Genomic DNA, 23,568 nt, shown 5'->3' with positions numbered 1-23,568 from the left:
TGGTCGATATCCGGTGCGTTCCCTAAAGGTTGGTCGAAACCTTTGAGGAGACACGCATCGTGGTCGATGTTCTGATTGTCGGGGGCGGCAATGCTGCGCTTTGCGCCGCCCTGATGGCGCGCGAAGCGGGCGCCTCCGTGCTGATGCTCGAAGCCTCGCCGAAGGACTGGCGCGGCGGCAACTCCCAGCACACCCGCAATCTCCGGTGCATGCACGATGCGCCGCAGGACGTGCTGGTCGAGGCCTATCCCGAGGAAGAATACTGGCAGGACCTTCTCAAGGTCACCGGCGGCGAGACCAACGAACCTCTGGCGCGTCTCGTGATCCGCGCCTCGTCGAACTGTCGGGACTGGATGCGCCGCCACGGCGTTCGGTTCCAGCCGCCGCTGTCGGGCGCGCTGCATGTGGCGCGCACCAACGCGTTCTTCATGGGCGGCGGCAAGGCCCTGGTCAACGCCTACTACCGAAGCGCCGAGGCTCTTGGCGTGAAGGTCCGCTACGAGACGCCTGTTACCGAGATGCTGCTCGATGGCGACCGGTTCGTCGGCGTCGTCACGGAAGCCGGTGAAAGGATCACCGCGAAAGCCTGTGTTCTCGCCGCCGGCGGTTTCGAATCCAATCGCGAATGGCTGCGCGAAGCTTGGGGCCGCAACGATCGCGGCGAGTGGCCGGCGGACAATTTTCTCATCCGTGGCACGCGCTTCAACCAGGGCGTTCTCCTGAAGGCCATGATGAAGGCCGGTGCCGATATGATCGGCGATCCCTCGCAGGGCCACTGCGTCGCCATCGATGCGCGTGCACCGCTCTACGACGGCGGCATCTGTACCCGCATCGACTGTGTCTCGCTCGGCGTCGTCGTCAATCGGGAAGGTGAGCGGTTCTATGACGAGGGCGAGGACTTCTGGCCGAAGCGCTACGCGATCTGGGGTCGTCTCGTTGCCCAGCAGCCCGACCAGATCGCCTATTCGATCATCGACCGGAAGGTTGTCGGGCGCTTCATGCCGCCGGTCTTTCCCGGCGTGGTCGCCGACAGCCTGCCGGAGCTGGCCGCAAAGCTGGAGCTTCCCGTCGAGACCTTCATGGAGACGCTCGACGGCTATAACGCTGCCTGTCAGCCCGGCACCTTCAACCACACGGTCCTGGACGACTGCATGACGGAAGGCGTGGCGCCGGCCAAGACCCACTGGGCGCAGAAGATCGATACGGCCCCCTTCTATGCCTATGCGCTGAGGCCCGGCATTACGTTTACCTACCTCTCGCTCAAGGTCGATGACACCGCGGCCGTGCGGTTCGCGGACAAGCCGAGCCCCAACCTGTTCGTGGCAGGCGAGATGATGGCGGGCAATGTGCTCGGCAAGGGATACACGGCCGGCGTCGGCATGAGCATTGGCACGGCCTTCGGGCGCATCGCCGGAACGGGCGCGGCCGCCGCGGCTCGCGCCGCGCACACGATCGGGAGACACTGACATGGCCGCCATCGACACGCTGATGGACCTCGCCGGCAAGGCGGAACGGGAGCTCGATGCCAATGTTGCGGAGGTCGATCGCATCCTCCACATCTGCAATGCCTGCCGCTACTGCGAGAGTTTCTGCGCGGTGTTTCCCGCCATGACGCGACGGCTGGATTTCAACGTCGCGGATGCCCACTACCTCGCTAATCTCTGCCACAACTGTTCGGCCTGCCTCTATGCCTGCCAATACGCGCCCCCGCACGAATTCGGCGTGAATGTTCCCAAGGCCTTGGCGCAGGTACGGCGCGATACCTATATCGAATATGCCTTCCCGAGGGTCTTCGGTGAACTCTATCGCTGCAACGGCCTGACCGTCGCCATGGCGGTCAGCCTCGGCGTCGCGGCTTTCCTCATCGCCACCATCCTGATCAAGGGCAGTCTGTTCGTGCCGGGCCTCGAAGGCGAGTTCTATGCGATCTTCCCGCACAATACGCTCGCCCTCGTGTTCGGCGCGGCGTCACTGTTCTCGGTCGTCGCACTGGCGATCGGCGTCACGCGCTTCTGGCGTCAGGTTTCCGAGCCCGGAAAGCCTGTGGCGATGCCCGCCGCCGTCGGGGAAGCGGCGAAATCGGCGCTGACGCTGCAATATCTCGGCGGCGGGCATGGCGATGGCTGCAACAACAAGGACGACGCCTTCACGCTCTGGCGCCGGCGGTTCCACCATTTCACCTTCTACGGTTTCATGCTGTGCTTCGCGTCCACGTCGGTGGCGACGCTCTACCACTATCTCTTCGGCCTGGAAGCGCCGTATCCGATCTTCAGCCTTCCAGTGATCCTTGGAACACTCGGCGGCATCGGCCTTCTCATCGGTCCAGCCGGCCTGTTCTGGCTGAACATGCGCCGCAACCCGCTGCAGATGGACGACAGACAGAAGACCATGGACCGCGGCTTCATCGCGCTGCTGTTCTTCATCAGCCTGACCGGCTTGGCGCTGCTCGCCTGGCGCGACAGCCCCGCGATGCCGCTGCTGCTGGCCATCCATCTCGGCTTCGTGATGGGGCTGTTCGTGACGCTGCCCTACGGAAAATTCGCCCATGGCATCTTCCGCTGCGCGGCCCTTCTCAAGCACGCAATCGAGAAGCGGCGGCCGAACCCCGTGCAGGCCGGAGCGGATTGACGCGTGAAGGCGGGGCGCCCTTCCGGGGCGGCTCCAAGGTCTGACCTGCACCTTGAAACACCCGGCTTCGGAGCGAAGCCGGGTGTTTCAGTTTTCATCATTCGATATCGGTTTCGTTCTGACCCGCACGGCGCTTGCACGGCCTTTGCGGGCCTTATGGCGTTCATGCCGAGGCCCTCAAAGGAGGCTCGTTCATCTATAGCAAATAGACATACACTTATGCAGTCTATTAGGTTGGTTAATAGTCTCCCCACCTCAATGATGGGCTCACGATCTTCAAAGGGGAAAGCATTCATGGGGCGCAATGGTATGAATGCCGTGGATATTGAAATCCAATGGCAGCGGCTGATTTCCTTCCTTTCGGAGGCCGCTCTGACCATCGTCAAGACGTCTTTTTCCAAGATCGTCAGCGAAGGCGGCGACTTTGGTTGTCTTCTGTACGACCGGGAAGGGCGGATGATCGCGCAGGACACCGGGGTGTCCAGCAAGCTCGCGCCGTCGCCGCGCACCGTGACCGCGATCCTTCAACGTTTCGGGACAGACGACATCAGCGAAGGCGATGTCTTCATCACCAATGATCCCTGGCTATGCTGCGGACATCTCTACGATATTTCGGTGATCAAGCCGCTGTTCCATCACGGCCGGCTGGTCGGTTTCGCTGAGACGATGGCGCATGTGCCCGACATCGGCGGCAGCCTTTCCAGCGACGCCCGCGAAGTGTTCGAGGAGGGGCTGAGCCTGCCCGTCGTCCACCTGCTGCGCGGCGGGCATGACGTGCCCGAGGTCTGGGCGCTGATCCGCGCCAATGTGCGCGTGCCGGACCAGCTGGAGGGCGATATCCGAGCCTTCATCGCCGCCTTGTATCTCGACCAGCGCCGGGTCACGGCGTTCCTGGAGGACAACGGGCTGGAGGATCTGCAACCCATCGCGGACGAAATCATCACGCGATCCGAAGCTGCGATGCGTGCGGGGTTGCTGGCGACCATCCCGGCCGGAAAACACCGCAACACAATCCTGCTGGATGGCGTGGAAACCGACGAGCCGCTGTCGGTCTCGGTCTCGATCGAACGGCATGAGGACGGATCGGTGACCGTCGATTATGACGGCACCGGCCCGCAAAGCGCCGTCGGCATCAACTGCACCGAGGCCTATACGGAAGCCTGGACGGCCTATGCCATCCGCTGCATCGTCGCGCCGCACATTCCTTATAATGCGGGGCTGCTGAGCCCGGTGCGGCTGAAAGCGCCGTCTGGCACCTTTCTCAATGCCCGCCACCCCGCGCCGGTGCGCATGAAATCCTCGACCGGGAACTTCATCCCGGCCGCGATATTCGGCGCGCTCGCCGAGGTCGCCCCGGATCGGATGATCGCGGAATCGGGCATCAAATGCGTGATCCGTTGCTTCGGGACCGACGCGCAGGGCCGCAACATCGCCGAGACCCCGCATTTCATGGGCGGTCTCGGCGCACGTTCCAGCAAGGACGGCGTGTCCTGCATGTCCTTCCCCGCCGCCGGCGCCGAGACGCCAGTGGAAATGCTGGAAAATTCCCTGCCCCTGACGGTGACGCACAAGTCGCTGATTTCGGACTCGGGTGGTGCGGGGCGATATCGCGGGGGGCTTGGCCAAAGCATAGGCCTGCGCTGCGAAAGCGACCGGCCGCTCAGCGTGCTGGTGCAAAACATCAAGGTCCATACGCTGGCCGCCGGCTATGCCGGTGGTGGTGCGGGCGGGCAAGGGTACAACCGGCTCGGTGGACGGACGTTGCCGGGGAAAACGCAGGTCCGGCTCTCCCTGGGCGACGAGCTGGAAATCGGCCTGTCTGGCGGCGGCGGTATGTCCGATCCCCATCGCAGGCCACTGGCCGAGGTACTGGCCGACGTCGCCGAAGGCTGGGTGAGCCGCGAGGCCGCCGCCACCCAATACGGCGTCGCACTGCACCCGGACGGCACTGTCGACGAGGTCGAAACCCTCCGGCTGCGCGAACCGACCGCCGCCTCTGCCGCCCTTCTTGAGAGAGTCTGACATGTATCGTCTGGGTATCGACATCGGCGGAACGTTCACCGATCTGGTTCTGGTCAATGCAATTACAGGCGACCAGCTCCTGGGCAAGGTCCTGACCACGCCCGAAAATCCTTCGCTGGGTGCGCTGGATGGTGTGAAGCGCCTGCTTGAAGACGCCGGCATCGAGGCGGGCGATCTGCGGCATGTGATCCACGGCACCACGCTGGTGATCAACGCGCTGATCGAGCAAAAGGGTGCGCGCACGGGTCTGCTCACCACGCGTGGCTTCCGCGATATTCTGGAAATGCGCCGCGGCAAGCGCTTCGACATCGACGACCTGTTCATCGAAGTGCCGTCACCGCTGGTTCCGCGCAGCCGCGTCGGCGAGATCGCCGAACGGATGGACCACAGCGGCCGCGCGATCGAGCCGTTGGACGATGTCCATGCACGGGCCGCCGTCGACGCGATGGTCGCGCAGGGGGTCGAGGCGATCGCCGTCTCGTTCTTGCATGCCTACCGCAACGGCGCGCACGAGGAGCGCGTGCGCGAGATGATCCGCGAAGTAGCACCCGATGTCGCGGTCAGCCTGTCGTCCGAGGTATCGCCCGACGTTCGGGAATACGAGCGCACGTCGACGACCGTGGCGAATGCCTATACCCAGCCGATCATGCGCCGCTATCTCGATCGCATGGCCGAGGAACTGGCTCGCACGGGATACAACCACGACCTCTATCTGATGCTCTCGGACGCAGGCCTGACCACGGTTGATACGGCAACCGCATTCCCGATCAGGCTGATGGAGTCCGGCCCGGCGGGCGGGGCGGTCACCGCGCGCTACTATAGCGAGTTGCTGGGGCGGCCCAACCTCGTGGCCTTCGACATGGGCGGCACCACCGCCAAGATCATGTTCATCGCCGATGGCGAGATCATAACTGCCGACGAGCTGGAAACCGCGCGCCGTTACCGGTTCAAGCGGGGAAGCGGGATTCCGATCCGCATCCCGGTTGTCGAGATGCTCGAAATCGGCTCGGGCGGCGGCGGCATCGCCGCGTTGAACGAGATGGGGCTGCTGAAGGTCGGTCCGCACAGCGCGGGCGCGCAGCCGGGACCGGCCTGCTACGGGCGCGGTGGCGAATTGCCCACGGTGACGGATGCAAACCTGCTGCTCGGATACCTGAACCCCGATTATTTCCTCGGTGGCCGGATGAAGCTGGACGCGGCTTCGGCTCAAGCGTCGATGGAGCCGCTATGTGCGGCGTCCGGGCTGTCGCCGGAGCGGGTTGCCTGGGGGATCCACGAGATCGTGACCGAGGATATGGCGCAGGCCGCGCAGTTGCATCTTCTGGAACGCGGGGTCGATCCCCGAAAATTCGCGCTGCTGGCCTTTGGCGGTGCAGGGCCGCTGCATGCCTGCGGGCTAGCCCGCAAGCTCGGCATTTCCGAAGTCATCATTCCGTATGCCGCCGGTGTCGCCTCGGCCTTCGGCTTCCTGGCAGCGCCCCTGTCGATCACGCTGATGCAGGGCCATCCGACCGCGCTGAAGGGCGCGGACACCGCGGCGATCAACGCTCTGCTGGCGCGGCTGGAGGAAAAAGGCCGCCGCTTCCTGAAGGATGCCGGGGTGGCGGATGGCGAAATCCGGCTGCGCCGCTTCGCCTCGCTGCGCTATCGCGGCCAAAGCTCGGAACTGAAGATCACGCTCTCGAACGCGGCGTTGGACGAGGCGACGATGGACGACCTGACGACGGCCTTTTCGGACGAATTCGAACGGGTCTACGGAAGGGCCAACCGGCGCGTCGGGGTCGAAGCCCTGAACTGGCAGGTCCAGGTCAGCGGACCCAAGCCGCAACTCGCAACCGCCCAGGCCGTGGCGCGCGCAACAAACCCTAGCGTGGGCGAGCGCATGGCCTATTTCGCTGCGGCCGGCGGTCGGCTGCCGACATCCGCCATCCCGCGCAGCATCCTCAAACCTGGCATCGAACTGCGCGGCCCACTGCTCATCGAGGAAGATGAGTCCACGACCGTGATCCCGCCAGACACCACACTGACAGTCGACGAGTATTTTAATCTCATTATCAAACTGGATCCGAAGCAGCACTGAAAATTCACATCGTTTCCTGGGAGGAGAAACCATGCACGAACATTTTAAGACGGAAAGATCAGCCACCACCCTCGCAGCGGTCGCCTTGGCGATCGCCATGGGGGGCTATTCGAGCCAGCCGGCTCTGGCCATGGACGAGGCGACGCTGGAGGCGGCGCGACAGGAAGGTTCCGTCGTCATCTACAGTGCCTCCCCGTCCGAATTGCTCGATTCGCTGACGAAGGCCTTCAACGCCAAATATCCGGGGATCACGGCCGAATATTACCGTGCAGGATCCTCGCAGGTTTACGAACGCCTGATCGCCGAGCAAGACGCCAATCGCGTCAACGGCGACATCATCCATGTGTCCGACGTCGGCACGATCGCCGAACTGAAGGAAGCCGGGCGTCTCGTGCCCTATGCTTCGAGCGAATACGCGGCCTATGATCCGCAATATGTGGATCCGGACAAGACCTGGTTCGTGGCCCGCGCCCACTTCCTCAACATCGCTTACAATGCGGGACAGGTGTCCGACGCGGATGCGCCCAAATCGCTTCGCGACCTGGCCGATCCCAAGTTCAATGGCAAGGTCGGCATCATGGACGTGCGCCTGGCCGGTGGCGCCTACACCTGGCAATATGCGGTGTGGAAACTCTATGGACCTGAATTTTTTGCCGAAATGGCCAAGAACGAGCCCAAGCTGTTTCCGGGCCACGGCCCGATCAACGACAGGATTATCACCGGCGAGCTGCTGGTCGGCGTCAGCCTGAACTACATGACCGACGAGGCGATCCTGGAGAAGGGCGCGCCCATCAAGGCGCTCTTCCCGACGGACGGCGCGCCGATGATCTGGAGCCCGGTCGGCATCGTGGCCAAAGCGCCGCACCCGAATGCGGCCAAGGTGATGATGGACTTCCTGGCCTCGCCCGAGGGCCAGCAGATCTTCAACTCGCAATATTCCTATTCGCTGCACCCCGCAGTGAAGCCGCGCGAAGGCATGGTGCCGCTGAGCGACATCAAGGTTCTGGACATGCCGCTTGCCGACATGATCGCGCAGCAGAACACCGTGCAGACCACCGTGCGCAGCGCCTGGGGTTACTGATGAAGACGGAGGGTTTGGGCGCCACGCGGCAACTGGCGCGGCATCTGGCGGATTTGCGCCTCGACGCCATTCCCGCCTCGGCGGTGGAGCGGGCAAGGCTGCTGCTCCTCGACGGGCTGGCCTGCCTGGTGCTGGGCACGCGCGGCACGGTGGGGCAGGGCGCCGTCGAGGCCATGCGCCTCCTCGGCGGCCATCCGCACTGCACGGTCTTTGCCGGTACAGGCGATTTCCGCTCGAGCGTTCGCAATGCGGCCTATGCCAATGCCATGACGCTCTACAGTGTGGGGCTGAACGACATTCACAAGCCCTCCACATCCCATCCCGGCGGCTGCATCGTGATGCCGTCGCTGGCCGTCGCCGAATGGCTTGGCCGTGACGGCGGCGATATCCTGACTGCGCTGGTCGCCGGCTATGAAATGAACGCTCGCGTGGGTATCGCCACCGCGCCAAGCCACCGCGAGCGCGGCTTCCACACGACCGGCACCGTCGGCACTTTCGGTGCGACGGCCGCCGCCGGCAACCTGATGGGCCTCAATGCGGACCTGCTGGCCAATGCCTTCGGCGTCGCCGGATCACAGGCGGCGGGCCTCTACGAATTCCATCACGACGGCGCGCTGACCATGGTCTTTCACGCCGGTCGCGCGGCGCAGAACGGGGTCGAGGCCTGCATCCTGGTGCAACATGGACTGACCGGCCCCGCCACCGTGCTGGAGGGCGACAAGGGCTTTTGCCGCGCGCTTTCCGACAGCTATGACCTGGACGTTCTGACCCGCAATCTCGGCGAGCGCTACCTGATCGAGGAGACGAGTTTCCGTCTCTATTACGGCTGCAACTCGACGCTGGCAGCCTCGGCCGCGACGGAGAGGCTGCTGGTCACGCACGGCATCCCGGTCGACGACATTCGCGAAATCGTGGTGCGCTGCCATCCGGTGGTGGAGCGTGACAACAACGATCCCGAGGCCGGCACGCTTCTGGCCGCGCGCCTGAGCATGCAGTTCAATCTGGCGCTGGTGCTCGACCGCGGCTATGTCTGGACGGCCGATATCTATGACGAAGACCTGTGGAGCCCCGCCATCCGGGCACACATGCCCTCCGTTCGGCTGGTCGCGGATGACGCGATGCCGCGCTTTGGCGCCTCGGTCACTGCGCTTTTAAAAGACGGCCGTTCGGTCGAGGAGGTCATCATGTCCCCCTCCGGTGACGCCGACACGCCACCCTCCTTCGACGAGATCGCCACGAAATTCCGCCGCATGGTCGCCCCGGTCGGCGGCGAAGCATCGGCGGAGCAGGTCATCTCGATCGTGGCGGAACTGGAGCGCCATTCGGCAGCGGAGCTGATCGCAGCACTGGCCGATGCCTGCCGGGGGGAACACGCATGAGCGTCAGCGAAAACCGCGACCTGCATCGGCAGGTATCCGGCTCCGGGTGGGGTTTCACCCGGATATCGGGCCAGACGCTGCTGTGCTACGGCCTGATCGCCATTCTATGCCTGCTGGTCGTCTACCCGATGGTGAGCCTGATCTACGGCAGCTTCGCCTCGCACGGCGGTGCGGCCGACGGCGGACTGTCGCTCGCCAATTTCTCGCGCATCTTCACCAGCGGCCAGTTCTGGTTGGCATGGCGCAACACGCTGATCGTCAGCACCGGCTCGATGCTGATCGCCACCGTCAGCGGTGTGGGGGCGGCCTTTCTGATCGCGCGCACCGATATTCCCGGCCGACGTATCTGCGAGGTGCTGGTGACGCTGCCGATCTTCATCTCGCCGTTCATCGGTGCGGTCGCGTGGAGCGGGCTGGGCGCGCCGGAGGTGGGTCTCCTGAACAGGATCTTCGCCGCCATCGGGCTGCCGCTGAGCATCAACATCTACAGCCTCGCCGGCATCGCCATGGTGCTCGGTTTCTACATGACGCCCTATGTGTTCCTGTTCACCTCGGCACCCTTGAAGGCCATCGATTCCTCGATGGAAGAAGCCTCGCGCCTCAGCGGGCAGACGATGTTCCAGACGCTGCTGCGGGTGACCTTTCCGCTGGTCACGCCCAGCATCCTCGCCGCCGGCCTGCTGGTCTTTGTGCTGTCGATGGAGAATTTCGGTGTTCTGGCCGTGCTCGGCATGCCGTCGCAAATCCCCTTCATCCCGACCGAAATTTACCTCAAGGTTGCCTATCCGCCGCCGGACTATGGCTATGCCACGGTGATCTCGATTTCCTTCGTCATCATCACCGCCGTGGCACTGTTGTTGCAGCGCCGGTTCATCGCAGGCCGCACCTATATCTCCGTCAGCGGCAAGAGCTATCGCCCCATGCTGGTCAGCCTCGGACCCTGGCGTTGGGTCGCACTGGGTGGCCTCATCCTGTTCGTGTCCATCTCCACCCTGATGCCGCTCGCCACCATGGTCACCGCGTCGTTCCAGTCTTACTGGACGACCCAGTTCACCAACTTCACCACCATCAACTACGAATCCGTATTCTCACGCGGCCTGTTCTTCCGGGCTGCCTGGAACACGCTGTTCCTGGCCATGGTCGGCGGGCTGATCGCCTGCGTGCTGACCGCCGTAATCGCCTATATCGTGACCTTTTCCCGCGCTTCCGGACGACACACGCTGGATCTCCTGAGCTCGATGACGGTCGGCGTGCCGGGCGTGGTGTTGGGCGTGGCGCTGCTGTGGGCCTGGATACGGGTGCCGTTGCCGATCTACGGCACGATCTGGATCCTGATGATCGCCTATATCACGCGGTTCCTCTCCTTCGGCGTGCGCAACATGTCGGCGGCGCTGACGCAGATCGACGGCGATCTCGAAAATGCCGCGCGGGTCTCGGGCGCCAACAAGACGGTGGCTGCGCTCACCATCACCTTCCCGCTGATCCGCGAGAGCCTGTTGTCGAGCTGGGTGCTCTACTTCATCTCCTTCGTGAAGGAGCTGAACACGTCGGTCCTGCTCTATGCCTTCAATTCCGTCGTGCTGCCGGTGCTGATCTTCGACGCCTATTTCGAGGGGAAATATCCCGAAGTGGCGGCGTTGGGCACGGGAATCTCGCTGTTCATCCTGGCGGTCTATCTGGTTTCCAATTTCATTTTCGGCCTGAAGGTCGGACAAAAGGCAGGGTAGACGCATGCTGCGCCTGAACAATCTTCAAAAATCCTTCGGCAGCTTTCGCGCGGTGGAAAGTGTTTCGCTTAATGTCGGCGAAGGCGAACTCGTCACTTTGCTAGGACCAAGCGGCTGCGGAAAATCCACGACGCTGCGCTGCATAGCCGGGCTGGAAGGGCCGACCGGGGGCGAAATCTGGCTGGGCGATACCTGCGTCTATTCCGCCGAAAAGCGGCTGGACCTGCCGCCGGAAAAGCGTCGCATCGGCATGGTGTTCCAGTCCTATGCGCTGTGGCCGCACATGACGGTCGCCGAGAACGTCGCCTATCCGCTGCTGCGCCAGAAACTCTCCAAGGCCGATCGCGAGGCGCAAGCCATGCAGGCGCTGGAGCTGGTGGGGCTGGCGCATGCGCGCGACACCTCGCCCGGCCGGCTGTCCGGCGGGCAGCAGCAACGCATCGCGCTTGCCCGTGCGCTCGCCTCGCGCTGCCAGATCCTGCTGTTCGACGAACCGCTCAGCAATCTCGACGTGCGGCTGCGCGAACAATTGCGCGGCGAGATTCGCGAGATCCAGCGGCGCCTGGGCATCACCGCGATCTACGTCACGCATGATCAATCCGAAGCGCTGGCAATCTCGGACCGGATCGTGGTGATGGACAAGGGCCTCATCGTGCAGATCGATGGACCGAACGAGCTCTATTCACGCCCGCGGACGCGCTTTGCCGCAAGCTTTCTCGGCAGCGTCAACCTATTACCCGCCACGGTGGCCGACAGCGGGGTGACGGGAGGCCTGGCGCGCTATCGCACCGCCGCCGGCGCGATCGTCGGCGCGCCAGAACGGCCGGATGTCGGCGGTCCGGGCACAGCCGTGCAGTTCGGCATCCGCTCGGAACTCATCCGCCTGGTCGAGGATACCGCATCATTGCCTCCGGGCTGCAACATCTGGCCCGTGACGGTGCGCGACGCGGTCTTCCTCGGCGAAGGCATCGAATACACCCTCGTCACCGAGGACGGCCAGACGCTGACCGCCAAGGTTCCCCCCTACATCCGCTTGCAGCCCGGCGCCGCGGCCTATGCCGCCATCGCCCCGCAGGACTGCTTCATCATCATCGACTAACCATTTGGGAGAGATATCATGAGCTTACGCGAACAACACCCGGACCTGCTGAAAGAGGTCGACATCGACGAGCAGGAGCGCTGGATGACGCCGCTCGTCAACAAGGTGGCGATGGGGCACCGGCCGCAGGGGGTGATGGACCGCTGCATCATTCGCGACGATACGCTGCGCTCCGGCATCAACACGCCCGGCGTCTATGCCAACAACAGCATCAAGATGGTGCTGGCTGAAAAGCTGGAGGCGATGGGCGTCGTCGAGGCCGAGGTCGGCTACCCGACCATCCCGGAGCATATCGAATTCGTGAAGATGCTGCGGAACGCGGGCAGCAAGATGGAGCTTGGCCTGCACACCCGCTACTACGATCCCGACTACCGGACCGAAATCCAGAAGACCATCGATTCCGGCGCCGACCTGGTCAACCTGGTGGGCTACTGGGGTTACATCATGACCAACGCCCTCTGCCCGCAGAACTGGAACGGTGACATCGAGGGCCGTATCGGCGATGCCGTCAGCCACGCCCGCCAGTCCGGCGCCCGCAAGATCGCGGTCGGCACGGACTATCACCGTCTGGATCTTGTGGCTCGCGTCGTGCGCGCGGCCAAAGATGCGGGTGCGGACCGGATCGTCGTCTATGACGTGCGCGGCTGGTTCGTACCGGAAACGATGGCCTTCCTTGTTCGCTATGTCCGCGCGCTCGCGGGGCCGGACATCGAGATCGGCGTGCATTGCCACGACGACTATGGCCTTGCCACCATCAACTCGATCGAGGCAATCCGCGCCGGCGCGCTGACCTGCGACGTCACCATCAACTCGACCGGCCATCGCTGCGGCAATGCGGCCTTCGAGCAGGTCGTGCCGGTGCTGGAATCGCTCTACAACATCCGCACCGGCCTCGACATGACCCAGTTGACGCCGCTCAGCGAAATGGTCGCCGAGCTTTACAAGTTCCCCATCGCCCGCAACCGCCCGGTCACCGGCCCGCACATGTATTCCTATGGCGGCAGCCATCTGGGCGGCATCCTGCGCGGCCAGTGGTATTTCTGGGAGAACATCAAGGCCGAGACCGTCGGCAACCGGCGCTCGGTTTCCTTCGGTTCGACCTCGCTGCGACGCGGCAAGACCGCACCCGTCACCGTCAAGATCGAATCGATGGGCCTGAACCCGGAATCCGCCAATATCGAGCGCGTTTTCGAGAAGCTGGAAAAGCTGATTTACGAAAAGGTCGAAATCGGCGAGCGGGAAGTCGAAGCCGTGATCCACGAGATCTATGGCTGACCGTCCAGGAGGGGAGCTTTCCGGCTCCCCTCGCTATTTCTGGCCGGGCCAAGCCTCTGCGACATATTCCCGGGCATGTTTGATGAAGATGCGGCTGGTGTGGGACATTTCCCGCTGCATCGGCAGCAGGATACGGAACTCATAAATCAGCTTTGGCAGGAAGGGCCGCAAAACGAGCCCTTTCGACAAGAACGCGCGGGCCGAAATCTCGTCCACCACCGAGACACCAATGCCCGTCGCCACCATTTCGCAGATGATCGCGCTCGTCTGCGCCTCAACCAATATCCTGGGCGTCACATCCGACTGCTGGAAGGCCAGGTCGACCTTCTGGCGGTGCCGTGAACCGGGAGGCATGGCGACAAAGGACACACCGCGCAGATCGTCGGCCGTCACGACGTCGCGTGCGGCCAGCGGATGGTCCGGCGGCATGATGCAGACGGCGTTCACCCGGATGAAGTCCTGCGTGAAAGAGGAGGGGTAATCGATCGGATAGTTGGTCAGCGCGACATCGAACTGCTGCGTGTCGAGCCAGGCGCGCGCATCGCGGCTGAGCACGGTCTTCAGCGTGATGTGTAGGTCCGGATTGTTTTTGCTCAGCCGCTGGAAAACGGAGGGCAGGATGCCGTGTGCCATGGGCATGGTGGCCAGGATGTTCAGCGTCCCGCCCACATTGCGGATGCCTTTGATGAAGCTGCTGAGGTGGTCGAGACCATAAAACGTCCGCTCCAGCTCTGCGAATAAGATGTCGGCCTCGGGCGTGGCACGCAGACGGCCGCCGCTGCGGACAAACAGGGACAGGCCGGATTGAAACTCCAGGTCGGAAATGAGGCGGCTGATGACCGGCTGCGTAATCCCCAGCATGGCGGCGGCCTGCACCGTGGTGCCCGTCAGCATCAGGGCCCGAAACGCCTCCAACTGACGCAGGTTTAACATGCGGGGCATGACAGCTCCTTCATAGCTTGAAATTGCGCATCAGCTTTCAAGGCGGGTGGACTGCATCAACGGCGCCGGCATGGCGGTGATCTCGTTGGAGGCGATGGCATCGGAGGAGTGCGCTCTTTCAAGGGTTTTGCGCACTTTGGCCGCCGTCCATCGGGGATCGAACATGCGGATGAAATCGTAGGTGTAGCTGCGGACGTAGGATTCCCGGTTCAGGCCGATATAGATCGTGTTGGGCCTGAACAGATGCGACACGTTTATGGCGCGGATATCGGCATCGACCTTTTCGTCGTAGACGATGTCGCCGACGATAGCGATGCCGAGGCCGATCTTTACGTAGGCCTTCATGACGTCGGAATCGGTCGCGCTGACGATGACGCGCGGTTCCAGTCCCGCCTTGCGAAAGGTCTCGTGAATTTGAATGCTGCCCGTGAAGACATCGTCATAGGTGATCATGGGAAAGCGCGAGAGGCGCTCCAGCGTGATCGGGCCGCCGCTCAGCAATTCGTGGTCGGGCACGGTCAGGATGATGCGCCCCAGATCGTATGACGGCAGGAGGAGGAGGGGTGCGGCCGGCTGGGAGGGGCTTGCCGCGATGGAAAGGTCCGCCATGCCGGATGTGAGCCAGGTCGCCACTTCCGTGGGATTGCCCTGCTTCAGGCTCAGCCTAACCTTCGGATAACGCTGGACGAAGGCCAGAACAGTGGGCGGCAGCATGTAGCGCGCCTGCGTATGGGTTGTCGCGATGACGAGGGTTCCTTCGTCACGCGCACTGTATTCGTCGCTGATGGTCTTGATCGTTCCGGCATCACTGATCATGCGCCGTGCTATACCAAGTATCTCCTGCCCGGCTTTGGTCAAGCCGAGCAATCGTTTTCCGCTTCGGTGAAATACCTTTACGCCAAGCTCGTCCTCGAATTGCTTCATGTAGCGGCTGACGCCCGGCTGCGACCGATTAAGAGCATCGGAAGCATTTGATATATTCAATCCGCTGTCGACGATCTCGCAGAGATATTGCAGGTGCTGGAGCTTCATGGTTTTTCATTATGCCAAAAGGTTATAATAATGGAATACTATATTATTTGACGCTCTAACACAACGTCGCCTAAATGACGGCCAAGGCCGCGATGTCGGTCGCCGGATTGCGAAAAAACAAGCCCAACCGGTCAAAGGCAGGGAAGAAATCAAGGAGTGGTTATGCCGATGGAAAGTCCCGTGAAAATTGCCGTTCTGCCGGGAGACGGCATCGGTCCGGAGATCACAGATTCGACGGTAAGCGTTCTCGAGGCGGCTGCAGCCCAGGTCGGGCTGGCCCTCGTGCTGACATCGGCGTATGTCGGCTGGAAGGCCTACGAGGCAACGGGCTCCACCCTGCCCGCTGAGACCCTCGATGTCGTGGATACCCATCAGGCTCTCATCGTCGGCCCGACATTTGCCGGCGAATATCCAAAGGACGATCCGGTGCGCGGCCATCCCAACGGCCTGCTGCGCCGTCGTTTCAAGCTCTTCGCCAATGTTCGCCCCGTCGAGGCTTGGCCGCAGTTCGATCCGCTGGTGCCGGACCTGTCCATCACGGTGCTGCGCGAGAACACCGAAGGGTTCTATCCGGACCGCAATCTCGCCTGGGGTTACGGCGAGTTCAAGCCGACGGAAGACGTGTCCCTGTCGTTGCGCGTCATCACGAAGGCGGCATCCGACCGCTTCGCGCGTTTCAGCTTCGACTATGCCCGTGCGGCTGGTGAAAAGCGCATGTCGATCATCCACAAGCGTACCGCCTTGCCGCAGACCGAAGGGCTGTTCATCGATGCCTTCGAGGCGCTGCGCCCGTCCTATCCTGATATCGACATCGATATCGTGCGCGTGGATACGTTCAGCTCATCCTTCCCGCGCGATCCGCAGCGTTTCCGGATCGTGGCGACGACGAACCTGTTCGGGGACATCCTGTCGGACCAGGCGTCCGGTCTTGCGGGCGGCGTGGGCATGGCGCCGTCGCTGAATGCCGGCCACGATCACGCCATGGCCCAGGCGGTCCACGGCACGGCGCCCGATATTGCCGGCAAGGATCTGGCGAACCCTTCCGCGCTGATCCTCTCGACGTCACTGCTGATGCGGTGGATCTTCCAGAAGACTGGCAATGAAAAATGCCGTGACGTCAGCCGCATCATCGACAATGGCGTGCGCAAGACCATCGAGCGCGGCATCGTGCCCCCGGACCTCGGCGGTAAGGCCGGCACCAAGGCATTCACGGCCGGCATCATTGAGACGATCAAGCGGGAAGCCGCGTTGCAGCCTGCCTGACGCGAACCGCAATTCGGACGGCAGGCCGTCGGCGATGCGGCCAAGTCCATCGCCATCCGCCCGCCGAAGCCGGTTCGTCTCCGAAAAGCGTAATGAGGAGTTTCGATGTCCACTACCGATGCCACAATCGTGGAGCCGACCATTGCCGCGCCCGTCGCGCAGACGCGCAAGCCCGATCGCAAGCTGCCTGCGGGAAGCTGCGATTGCCACGCCCACATATTCGGCCCTCAAGACAAATACCCGTACAGCCCGAAGCGGCGCTACACGCCACACGACGGCCCCTTGGACCGCTATATCGCGCTTCTCGGCACGCTGGGCATCGAGCGGGGAGTGCTCGTGCAGCCCAGCACCTACATGCGCGACAATACTGCCCTGCTGGACGCGCTCGCCCTGAACAGGTTCCCGCTGCGCGGTGTCGTCGTCGTGACGCCGGAGGAGGTGTCAGACGCCGATCTCCAGCGCATGGACGCGATCGGCGTGCGCGGTATAAGGCTGAACCTGCGCCACGAAAATGGCGCCGGCGCCAGTGCTGCGATGGATCTCGCCCGCCGCATCGCACCACTTGGCTGGCATCTCCAGTTTCGGATGAACCCGGAGCAATTCGTCGACCAGCAGGATCTGCTTTCCGGCCTTCCCGTGCCGGTCGTGGTCGATCATATCGGCCAGGTGCCGGTCGAGGCTGGTCTTGATGGCCCCGTTTTCCAGGCCATGCTGCAGCTGCTGGAGAAAGGGCGCTGCTGGATCAAGCTGTCCGGGCCGATGCGCGTCTCGAAGCAGGAATTTCCGTATCCTGATGTGACGCCGTTCATCCATAAACTCGTCGCCACGCGCCCGGACCGCCTGCTGTGGGCGACGGACTGGCCGCACACGACGATCAACAAGGCAATGCCCAACGATGGAGATCTTGTGGACTTGCTTTCAAGCTGGATTCCTGACGACGCGGCCTTGAAAAAGGTTCTGGTCGACAATCCCGCGGAGGTCTACCGCTTTTAGCCAAGACGAAGGATGCCGTCATTGAGGAGTGGCCGGCATCTCAACAAAGGGAGGAACTGTGATGAAACGCCTAACGGGCTGGCTGTTCGCATTCTGTGCGATGGCATTGGCCATTCAACCTCATGCCGTCCAGGCACAGGAAACCTATCCCAATCAGGCGATACGTTTCGTCGTGCCGTTTCCGCCAGGCGGCGGCGCCGATACGCTGGCGAGGATTGCTGGCGAAGCCGCCGGCAAGCAGCTCGGACAACAGTTCATCATCGAAAACCAGCCGGGGGCGGGCGGCAATCTCGCTGCCATTGTCGTGAAGGATGCTGCGCCCGACGGCTACACCTTGCTTCAGGGTAATGTCGCCCACACGATCGGCATGAGCCTCTATGACGACCCCGGCTACGAGATACAGCAGGACTTCGTGCCGATCATCCGGCTCGGCTCGTCCGCCTTCATCCTGGCGGTCGGTCCCAACGTACAGGTCAAGACCCTTCAGGAATTTGTCGAACTGGCGCGCTCGAAGCCGGGCGAACTGACCTATGGATCTTCCGGTAACGGCGGACCAAGCCATCTCGCCATGGAAATGCTGAAGTCCACGGCGGGCATCGACGTCCGGCACATTCCTTACAAGGGTGCCGCACCTGTCCTGACGGATCTCCTGGGCGGGCGCATCGACGCGGCATTCCTGACGCTTCCGGCCGCAATACCCCAGATCGAGGCCGGCGCGATCAAGGGACTGGCCGTCACAAGCGCCCAGCGCAGCATGCTGGCAGCCAACTTTCCGACGGTCGCCGAGAGCGGTTATCCCGGATATGAAGCGGTGACCTGGTTCGGCCTCATGGCGCCGAAGGGCACGCCCGCGGAAATAATCGGCAAACTCCACAAAGTTTTCCAGGGCGTCATTAGTGATCCCGTCATACGCCAGGGGCTGCTCGATCGCGGCTTCGACGTGGTCGACAACACCGCCGAGGAATTCGCCGCCTTCGTGTCTTCAGAGACCAAGAAATGGGCCGTAACCGTGGAGCAGTCTCATGCCAAAGCTGATTAATCGACGTTCCTTCTGTCACGCGGCTGCATTTGTCGCCGCGTCCGCTCTGTCGGCGCATCTGGCGACTGTCCCTGCCTTCGCCGACGACTACCCTGACCGTCCTGTAAGGATCGTGGTGCCCTTTGCCCCGAGCGGCGGCGGCGACATCATCGTACGCCTGGTCGCGGCACAATTGCAGGCGCGCCTCGGACAGCCGGTCATTGTCGAAAACAGCGACGGGGCAGGGGGCGCCGTCGGATCGGCTGTTGTGGCCGAGTCTGCGCCCGATGGCTATACGCTCCTGATGGCGAATGTTGCGCCGATGGCGATCAGCGTTACCATCGATCCGCAGCTGCCGTACAATCCGCGCACTGACTTCGCCCCGGTATCGTTATTGGCCACCTTTCCGAACGTCCTCGTCGTACAGCCCAGCCTTGGGGTGAATACCGTCCAGGAGCTGGTCGAGAAGGCGAAGGCGACACCTGGCGAACTCACGTTCGCATCCGCCGGCAATGGAAGCACGACGCATCTGTCCGGCGAGTTTCTCAAGCTCAAGGCCGGCATCGACCTTACCCACGTTCCCTATCGTGGCGGCGGTCCGGCCTTGACGGCGGTTATCGGCGGTGAAGTGTCAATGTATTTCAGCAGCCTTCCCGCCGCCAAGCCGCATATCGAGCAGGGTACGCTGAAGGCGCTGGGCCTCACCAGCCTCGAACGGTCAAAAGCCGCGCCGGACATTCCGGCACTTGCCGAAACGTTCGAGGGCTTTGAGGCCGTCACCTGGATCGGGCTCGTCGCTCCCGCCGGCACGCCGGAAGCGATCACAGAGCGTCTGGCCAAGGAAATCGGCGAGATCATGAAGGACGAGGCGATCGCATCCAAAGTGCGTGAACTCGGGGCCGAGCCCGTCACCGACACGCCTGCCGAATTCAAGGACTATATTTCGTCGGAAATCAACAAGTGGGGTGATATCGTGAAGGCGGCGAAACTGGAGATAGCCCAGTGACGCAGGCGATCGAGTTTCCGGCGGAAAGCCTTGCCGGGAGAGGCGCTGCCCCGTTGCAGGTTGTGGTTGGCTTCTCGCCGGGGAGCGCTTCCGACGACATTGCCAACCTGATGGCGCCAGCCATCGGCCGCGAGTCCGGGCGTGCGGTGGAAATCCACCGCATCCAGGGCGAGGATGGCGCACGGGCCGCGCGGTTCGTGGCGGCGAGCAAGGACGCGGACGTGCTGATGATCGCCACGCTCGGCACCCATGCGCTTCTCCCGAATGCCCAGCCCGATGCGGGCTACGATCCGATCGAGGATTTCACGCCGGTCATCCTGCTCGCGCAGGCTCCGATGATCCTTGCGACCGGTGCGTCCTCGCCCTATCGGACCTTGGGCGACGTGCTGGCGGCCTGCCGGGCCGGGCCGGGCCGGCGGAGCTTCGCCGCTTCGGCCACGGTGGGCGCGCCCTTCCTGGCAACGCAGCTGTTTAGCCGGAAGGCGCATATCGACCTTAATACGGTCATCTACGATCAGACCAACGAGCTTTACGCAGACCTCGCCGCCGGCCGGGTGGACTTCAGCTTCAACAACCTGATGTCGATGCTTCCGCGTATCCGCCGCGGCGAGCTGCACGCACTCGCCGTAACGTCGCCTACCCGGATTCCCCTCCTTCCCGACGTGCCGTCGGTTGCGGAGATGGGAATGCCGGATTGCGTGGTTCTCAACTGGCTGGGGCTGGTCGGGTCCAAAAGCCTGCCGTCACAAAGGGCCGAGATGTTGAATGCGGCGTGCCGCTCGGCGCTGGCGTCCGGTGAGATTGCCTCTGCGCTGGAGCAGAGCGGACTCTCGTCCACGCCCGGTAGCGCCGATGGGTTCGGCCGCTTCATGCACGCCGAACGCGTGCGATGGGACGCTCTTTCCAATGTCGGGGCGGATGAACTTGGGTCCGTGGCGATCCTTTCACAGAGCTGAGATGCCATCATGCATGTGACGAAAGATCTACTGTCCGGAATCATCTTCATGGCGCTTGGTGCCGGGGCGACGGTGATCGGCAGTTCGTACCGGCTGGGAACGCTGGCGGCGATGGGGCCGGGTTACTTCCCCGTCGTGCTCGGCATCAGCATCACGGCACTCGGAGCCCTTGTCGCCATCCGCGCGGCGTTGCGGCCGGATTCGTCCGAGCCGCTGGAAAGGCTGCATCTGCGCCCGCTGCTGTTCGTGCTTGCCGCCGTGGCGGTGTTCGGACTTCTGATCCAGTCCTACGGCCTAGTCGCAAGCGTGCTCGCCCTGGTCTTTCTCAGCCGCTTTTCGCGTTCCGAAGGCACCTGGCTCGAACTGGCGGCCATGCTGGTTGTGCTGACCGCCATCCCCGTCGGCGTCTTCGTCTATGGGCTGGGTCTTCCTCTCAAGCTTTGGTTCTTCTGATGGATATTTTCTCCAATCTAGCGCTGGGCTTTGGCGTCGCATTCTCGCCGGAAAACCTGCTCTACTGTTTCATCGGCGTGTTGCTGGGAACCTTCATCGGCGTTCTGCCGGGTGTCGGGCCGCTGGTGACGATCGCCGTTCTCCTGCCCCTGACCTTTGGCCTGCCGCCCGAAGGCGCGCTCATCATGCTGGCCGGCATCTACTACGGTGCGGCCTATGGCGGCTCGACCACGGCCATCCTCCTGAACCTGCCGGGGGAATCGTCATCGGTGGTGACGTGCATCGACGGCTACCAGATGGCGCGCAAGGGGCGTGCCGGCGCGGCACTCGCCATTGCGGCGATCGGCTCCTTCATCGCGGGCTGTTTCGGCACGGCGCTGATAGCGCTCGCCGGTCCGCCGCTAACGGCGATTGCGCTGGATTTCGGTGCCGCCGACTACTTTTCCCTCATGCTGATGGCGGTCGTGTTCACTGCCGCACTTGCGCAGGGTTCCCTTTCCAAGAGCATCATCATGGCGCTGGTGGGCGTGCTGATCGGGCTTGCCGGCACCGACGTCAATTCCGGCGTGCGGCGGTTTACCTTCGGGGCCTATGGCCTTGTGGAAGGCATCGACTTCACGGTCGTGGCGATGGGGCTCTTTGCTATCTCGGAGATCGTCAGGAACCTCGAACATTCGGGGTCGCAGGAGGTCGCCACGGCCAAGGTCGGTAACCTGATGCCGAGCCGCCAGGAGTTGCGGGAAGCCGGTTTCCCCATCCTTCGCGGCACGCTGGTCGGCACGTTCTTCGGCATCCTACCCGGCGCCGGCCAGACGATCAGCTCTTTTGCCGCCTACATGATCGAGAAGCGCGTCTCGCGCGACCCGTCGAAGTTCGGAAAGGGGGCCGTCGCCGGGCTTGCAGCGCCGGAAGCGGCCAACAACGCGGCCGCCCAGACGTCGTTCATACCGACGCTGTCGCTGGGCATTCCGGGCAGCGCCACGATGGCCCTGATGCTAGGTGCACTGATGATCCAGGGCATTTCTCCCGGACCACAGGTCATGTCGCAGCATCCCGCTCTCTTCTGGGGGCTGATCGCCAGCATGTGGATCGGCAATCTGCTGCTCGTCATCCTCAACCTGCCGCTCGTCGGATTGTGGGTGAACATGCTGCGCCTGCCGTATCGTTGGCTGTTCCCTGCGATCTTGGTGTTCTGTTGTATCGGAGTGTTTTCCATCAACTACAGCCCCCTCGATATCTATCTCATCGCGGTCTTCGGGTTGGTCGGCTACGTCCTGGTCAAGCTCAATTGCGAGGTGACGCCGTTCATCCTCGGCTTCGTGCTGGGACCGATGATCGAGGAAAACTTCCGACGGGCGCTGCTTCTGTCAAAGGGCGACCTGACCACGTTCGTCACCTCGCCCATAAGCGCCGGGTTTCTGTTTCTGACAGCAATCGTCGTCATCGCGATGATCGTTCCGGCCCTCAGGAAAAAGAAGGATGAAGTCGTTCTCGACGGCGAGACCGGCTAACCGCAAACCGTAACCGGAAGATCGCGCTGGCTGGTGTCTCGTCGCCGAGCCGAAGGATGAGCCATGCCCGAAATTACGCAGAAATCCGAAGTGCCAGGAGCGCGAGACATGGGCGACCACATCGTTGGGATCATAGATTCGTTTCATTCCAAGTCGATCGACGCGATCGCCTCTAGGCTCCCGTCCGGGTGGCGCCTGAGCATCGCCGAGGGAACCAGCGAGGCGGCCAGGCACGATGCCCTGCGCGATGTCGACGCCCTCTACGTGATGGCATCGCCGATATCGGCGCCTTTGCTCGACGCTGCTCCGCGCCTCCGTTTCATCCAGAAATTGGGGGCGGGCGTCGACCGCATCGATGTTCACGCCTGCCTCGAACGAGGCATCGCCGTGGCAAGGCTGCAAGCGGGCAACGCGATCCCGGTTGCGGAACACACGCTGCTCCTGATGCTGGCGGCGTGCCGCCGTTTGCCCTTGCTCGACCGCGAGACGAGGGCAGGGGGCTGGGACAAGGAGGAAGCCCGAGGTTTTGGCCGGCAGATACACGGCAAGACGGTGGGTATCGTCGGCCTCGGCGCGATCGGCCAGACGGTGGTACGGCTGCTGAAAGGTTTTGCAGGAGATATCTGCTACTACGATCCCCGGCGCGCTGACGCCTCGGTGGAAAGCGCCCTCGGCGTTCGCTACGTCTCCCTCGACGCGCTTGTCGAACAGGCGGATATCTTGTCGCTTCACCTGCCCCTGACGAACACGACGGCCAATCTTTTCGATGCCAGCCGCCTGTCTGCCATGAAGCCGGGATCGATCCTGGTCAACTGCGCGCGTGGCGGCCTGGTCGACGAGGCCGCCTTGCACGACGCGCTGGTCAGCGGGCGCATATTTGCGGCCGGCCTCGACGCTTTCGCGAAAGAGCCACCGGTCGGTAGCCCGCTTCTCGGCCTGGATCAGACGGTCGTGACGCCGCACACGGCGGGCGCGACACTCGATAATTTCGGCAGCGTCGTCGAGCGCGCGGTGCGCAATACGGAGGGGTTTTTCGCCGGCGCCGAACTTCCGGAAAACGACATCGTGTTGTTGCCGCCCCACGCCTAGGCGGGCCTGTGGGG

Annotated in this window: 19 protein-coding genes; 17 read left to right on the top strand and 2 right to left on the bottom strand. The window is 63.2% G+C overall.

Features of this window, described 5'->3' with window-relative positions; all coding sequences use genetic code 11:
* Window positions 1-59: 59 nt before the first annotated feature.
* From tcuA to GB927_RS03095, 9 genes are all read left to right on the top strand, one after another.
* A complete protein-coding gene (gene tcuA, locus GB927_RS03135) occupies window positions 60-1,466 on the top strand; it encodes an FAD-dependent tricarballylate dehydrogenase TcuA (RefSeq protein WP_256115105.1) in 1,407 nt (468 codons plus the stop codon).
* 1 nt (window position 1,467) lies between these two features.
* Window positions 1,468-2,628, top strand: coding sequence for a tricarballylate utilization 4Fe-4S protein TcuB (tcuB, locus tag GB927_RS03130; RefSeq protein WP_305110407.1), 1,161 nt, complete (start codon window positions 1,468-1,470; stop codon window positions 2,626-2,628).
* A 294-nt stretch (window positions 2,629-2,922) separates the two neighbouring features.
* Window positions 2,923-4,650 (top strand): hydantoinase B/oxoprolinase family protein, encoded by a 1,728-nt coding sequence (locus tag GB927_RS03125; RefSeq protein WP_256115104.1) that lies wholly within the window; start codon window positions 2,923-2,925, stop codon window positions 4,648-4,650.
* A 1-nt stretch (window position 4,651) separates the two neighbouring features.
* Window positions 4,652-6,730: a hydantoinase/oxoprolinase family protein gene (locus GB927_RS03120; RefSeq protein WP_256115103.1), complete on the top strand. Its 2,079-nt coding sequence runs from the start codon at window positions 4,652-4,654 to the stop codon at window positions 6,728-6,730.
* Between the two features lie 31 nt (window positions 6,731-6,761).
* Window positions 6,762-7,811, top strand: a complete 1,050-nt coding sequence (locus GB927_RS03115) for an ABC transporter substrate-binding protein (protein ID WP_256115102.1) — start codon at window positions 6,762-6,764, stop codon at window positions 7,809-7,811.
* Window positions 7,811-9,190, top strand: coding sequence for an MmgE/PrpD family protein (locus tag GB927_RS03110; protein ID WP_256115101.1), 1,380 nt, complete (start codon window positions 7,811-7,813; stop codon window positions 9,188-9,190). The genes GB927_RS03115 and GB927_RS03110 overlap by 1 nt, the downstream gene beginning before the upstream one ends.
* Window positions 9,187-10,917, top strand: coding sequence for an ABC transporter permease (locus GB927_RS03105; RefSeq protein WP_256115100.1), 1,731 nt, complete (start codon window positions 9,187-9,189; stop codon window positions 10,915-10,917). The genes GB927_RS03110 and GB927_RS03105 overlap by 4 nt, the downstream gene beginning before the upstream one ends.
* A gap of 4 nt (window positions 10,918-10,921) precedes the next feature.
* Window positions 10,922-12,016, top strand: coding sequence for an ABC transporter ATP-binding protein (locus tag GB927_RS03100; protein WP_256115099.1), 1,095 nt, complete (start codon window positions 10,922-10,924; stop codon window positions 12,014-12,016).
* Between the two features lie 18 nt (window positions 12,017-12,034).
* A complete protein-coding gene (locus tag GB927_RS03095; protein ID WP_256115098.1) occupies window positions 12,035-13,291 on the top strand; it encodes a LeuA family protein in 1,257 nt (418 codons plus the stop codon).
* Between the two features lie 33 nt (window positions 13,292-13,324).
* On the opposite strand, the gene GB927_RS03090 is transcribed toward GB927_RS03095, so the two are convergent.
* Complete coding sequence (locus GB927_RS03090) at window positions 13,325-14,233, bottom strand: LysR substrate-binding domain-containing protein (protein ID WP_256115097.1); 909 nt, start codon at window positions 14,231-14,233, stop codon at window positions 13,325-13,327.
* Between the two features lie 30 nt (window positions 14,234-14,263).
* Window positions 14,264-15,265: a LysR substrate-binding domain-containing protein gene (locus GB927_RS03085; RefSeq protein ID WP_256115095.1), complete on the bottom strand. Its 1,002-nt coding sequence runs from the start codon at window positions 15,263-15,265 to the stop codon at window positions 14,264-14,266.
* Window positions 15,266-15,445: 180 nt separating this feature from the next.
* On the opposite strand from GB927_RS03085, the gene GB927_RS03080 reads away from it, so the two are divergent.
* From GB927_RS03080 to GB927_RS03045, 8 genes are all read left to right on the top strand, one after another.
* Window positions 15,446-16,528 carry an isocitrate/isopropylmalate dehydrogenase family protein gene (locus GB927_RS03080; protein WP_256115094.1) on the top strand — a complete coding sequence of 361 codons (1,083 nt, stop codon included), beginning with the start codon at window positions 15,446-15,448 and terminating at the stop codon, window positions 16,526-16,528.
* 105 nt (window positions 16,529-16,633) lie between these two features.
* Window positions 16,634-17,521 carry an amidohydrolase family protein gene (locus GB927_RS03075; protein WP_256115093.1) on the top strand — a complete coding sequence of 296 codons (888 nt, stop codon included), beginning with the start codon at window positions 16,634-16,636 and terminating at the stop codon, window positions 17,519-17,521.
* A gap of 28 nt (window positions 17,522-17,549) precedes the next feature.
* A complete protein-coding gene (locus GB927_RS03070; RefSeq protein WP_256115092.1) occupies window positions 17,550-18,560 on the top strand; it encodes a Bug family tripartite tricarboxylate transporter substrate binding protein in 1,011 nt (336 codons plus the stop codon).
* On the top strand, window positions 18,544-19,545 hold the full coding sequence (locus tag GB927_RS03065; RefSeq protein ID WP_256115091.1) for a Bug family tripartite tricarboxylate transporter substrate binding protein: 1,002 nt from the start codon (window positions 18,544-18,546) through the stop codon (window positions 19,543-19,545). The genes GB927_RS03070 and GB927_RS03065 overlap by 17 nt, the downstream gene beginning before the upstream one ends.
* On the top strand, window positions 19,542-20,501 hold the full coding sequence (locus GB927_RS03060) for a Bug family tripartite tricarboxylate transporter substrate binding protein (protein WP_256115090.1): 960 nt from the start codon (window positions 19,542-19,544) through the stop codon (window positions 20,499-20,501). The genes GB927_RS03065 and GB927_RS03060 overlap by 4 nt, the downstream gene beginning before the upstream one ends.
* Window positions 20,502-20,510: 9 nt before the next feature.
* Window positions 20,511-20,954 carry a tripartite tricarboxylate transporter TctB family protein gene (locus tag GB927_RS03055; protein WP_256115089.1) on the top strand — a complete coding sequence of 148 codons (444 nt, stop codon included), beginning with the start codon at window positions 20,511-20,513 and terminating at the stop codon, window positions 20,952-20,954.
* The gene (locus GB927_RS03050; protein ID WP_256115088.1) at window positions 20,954-22,465 is read left to right on the top strand and encodes a tripartite tricarboxylate transporter permease; all 1,512 of its coding nucleotides are present in this window, start codon (window positions 20,954-20,956) and stop codon (window positions 22,463-22,465) included. The genes GB927_RS03055 and GB927_RS03050 overlap by 1 nt, the downstream gene beginning before the upstream one ends.
* 108 nt (window positions 22,466-22,573) lie before the next feature.
* On the top strand, window positions 22,574-23,554 hold the full coding sequence (locus tag GB927_RS03045; RefSeq protein ID WP_256115087.1) for a 2-hydroxyacid dehydrogenase: 981 nt from the start codon (window positions 22,574-22,576) through the stop codon (window positions 23,552-23,554).
* Window positions 23,555-23,568: the final 14 nt, after the last annotated feature.

The sequence above is a fragment of the Shinella lacus genome (assembly GCF_010994755.1).
GTDB lineage: Bacteria > Pseudomonadota > Alphaproteobacteria > Rhizobiales > Rhizobiaceae > Shinella > Shinella lacus.
The sequence above is the reverse complement of the archived record's forward strand: the minus strand, read 5'-3'. Positions and strand labels throughout refer to the sequence as shown.

What these genes read in the sequence shown, in the direction of transcription:
- tcuB (WP_305110407.1), top strand. Translation starts at nt 1,468, where the DNA reads ATGGCCGCCATCGACACGCTGATGGACCTCGCCGGCAAGGCGGAACGG.
- GB927_RS03125 (WP_256115104.1), top strand. Translation starts at nt 2,923, where the DNA reads ATGGGGCGCAATGGTATGAATGCCGTGGATATTGAAATCCAATGGCAG.
- GB927_RS03120 (WP_256115103.1), top strand. Translation starts at nt 4,652, where the DNA reads ATGTATCGTCTGGGTATCGACATCGGCGGAACGTTCACCGATCTGGTT.
- GB927_RS03115 (WP_256115102.1), top strand. Translation starts at nt 6,762, where the DNA reads ATGCACGAACATTTTAAGACGGAAAGATCAGCCACCACCCTCGCAGCG.
- GB927_RS03110 (WP_256115101.1), top strand. Translation starts at nt 7,811, where the DNA reads ATGAAGACGGAGGGTTTGGGCGCCACGCGGCAACTGGCGCGGCATCTG.
- GB927_RS03105 (WP_256115100.1), top strand. Translation starts at nt 9,187, where the DNA reads ATGAGCGTCAGCGAAAACCGCGACCTGCATCGGCAGGTATCCGGCTCC.
- GB927_RS03100 (WP_256115099.1), top strand. Translation starts at nt 10,922, where the DNA reads ATGCTGCGCCTGAACAATCTTCAAAAATCCTTCGGCAGCTTTCGCGCG.
- GB927_RS03095 (WP_256115098.1), top strand. Translation starts at nt 12,035, where the DNA reads ATGAGCTTACGCGAACAACACCCGGACCTGCTGAAAGAGGTCGACATC.
- GB927_RS03090 (WP_256115097.1), bottom strand. Translation starts at nt 14,233, where the DNA reads ATGCCCCGCATGTTAAACCTGCGTCAGTTGGAGGCGTTTCGGGCCCTG.
- GB927_RS03085 (WP_256115095.1), bottom strand. Translation starts at nt 15,265, where the DNA reads ATGAAGCTCCAGCACCTGCAATATCTCTGCGAGATCGTCGACAGCGGA.
- GB927_RS03075 (WP_256115093.1), top strand. Translation starts at nt 16,634, where the DNA reads ATGTCCACTACCGATGCCACAATCGTGGAGCCGACCATTGCCGCGCCC.
- GB927_RS03065 (WP_256115091.1), top strand. Translation starts at nt 18,544, where the DNA reads ATGCCAAAGCTGATTAATCGACGTTCCTTCTGTCACGCGGCTGCATTT.
- GB927_RS03055 (WP_256115089.1), top strand. Translation starts at nt 20,511, where the DNA reads ATGCATGTGACGAAAGATCTACTGTCCGGAATCATCTTCATGGCGCTT.
- GB927_RS03050 (WP_256115088.1), top strand. Translation starts at nt 20,954, where the DNA reads ATGGATATTTTCTCCAATCTAGCGCTGGGCTTTGGCGTCGCATTCTCG.
- GB927_RS03045 (WP_256115087.1), top strand. Translation starts at nt 22,574, where the DNA reads ATGGGCGACCACATCGTTGGGATCATAGATTCGTTTCATTCCAAGTCG.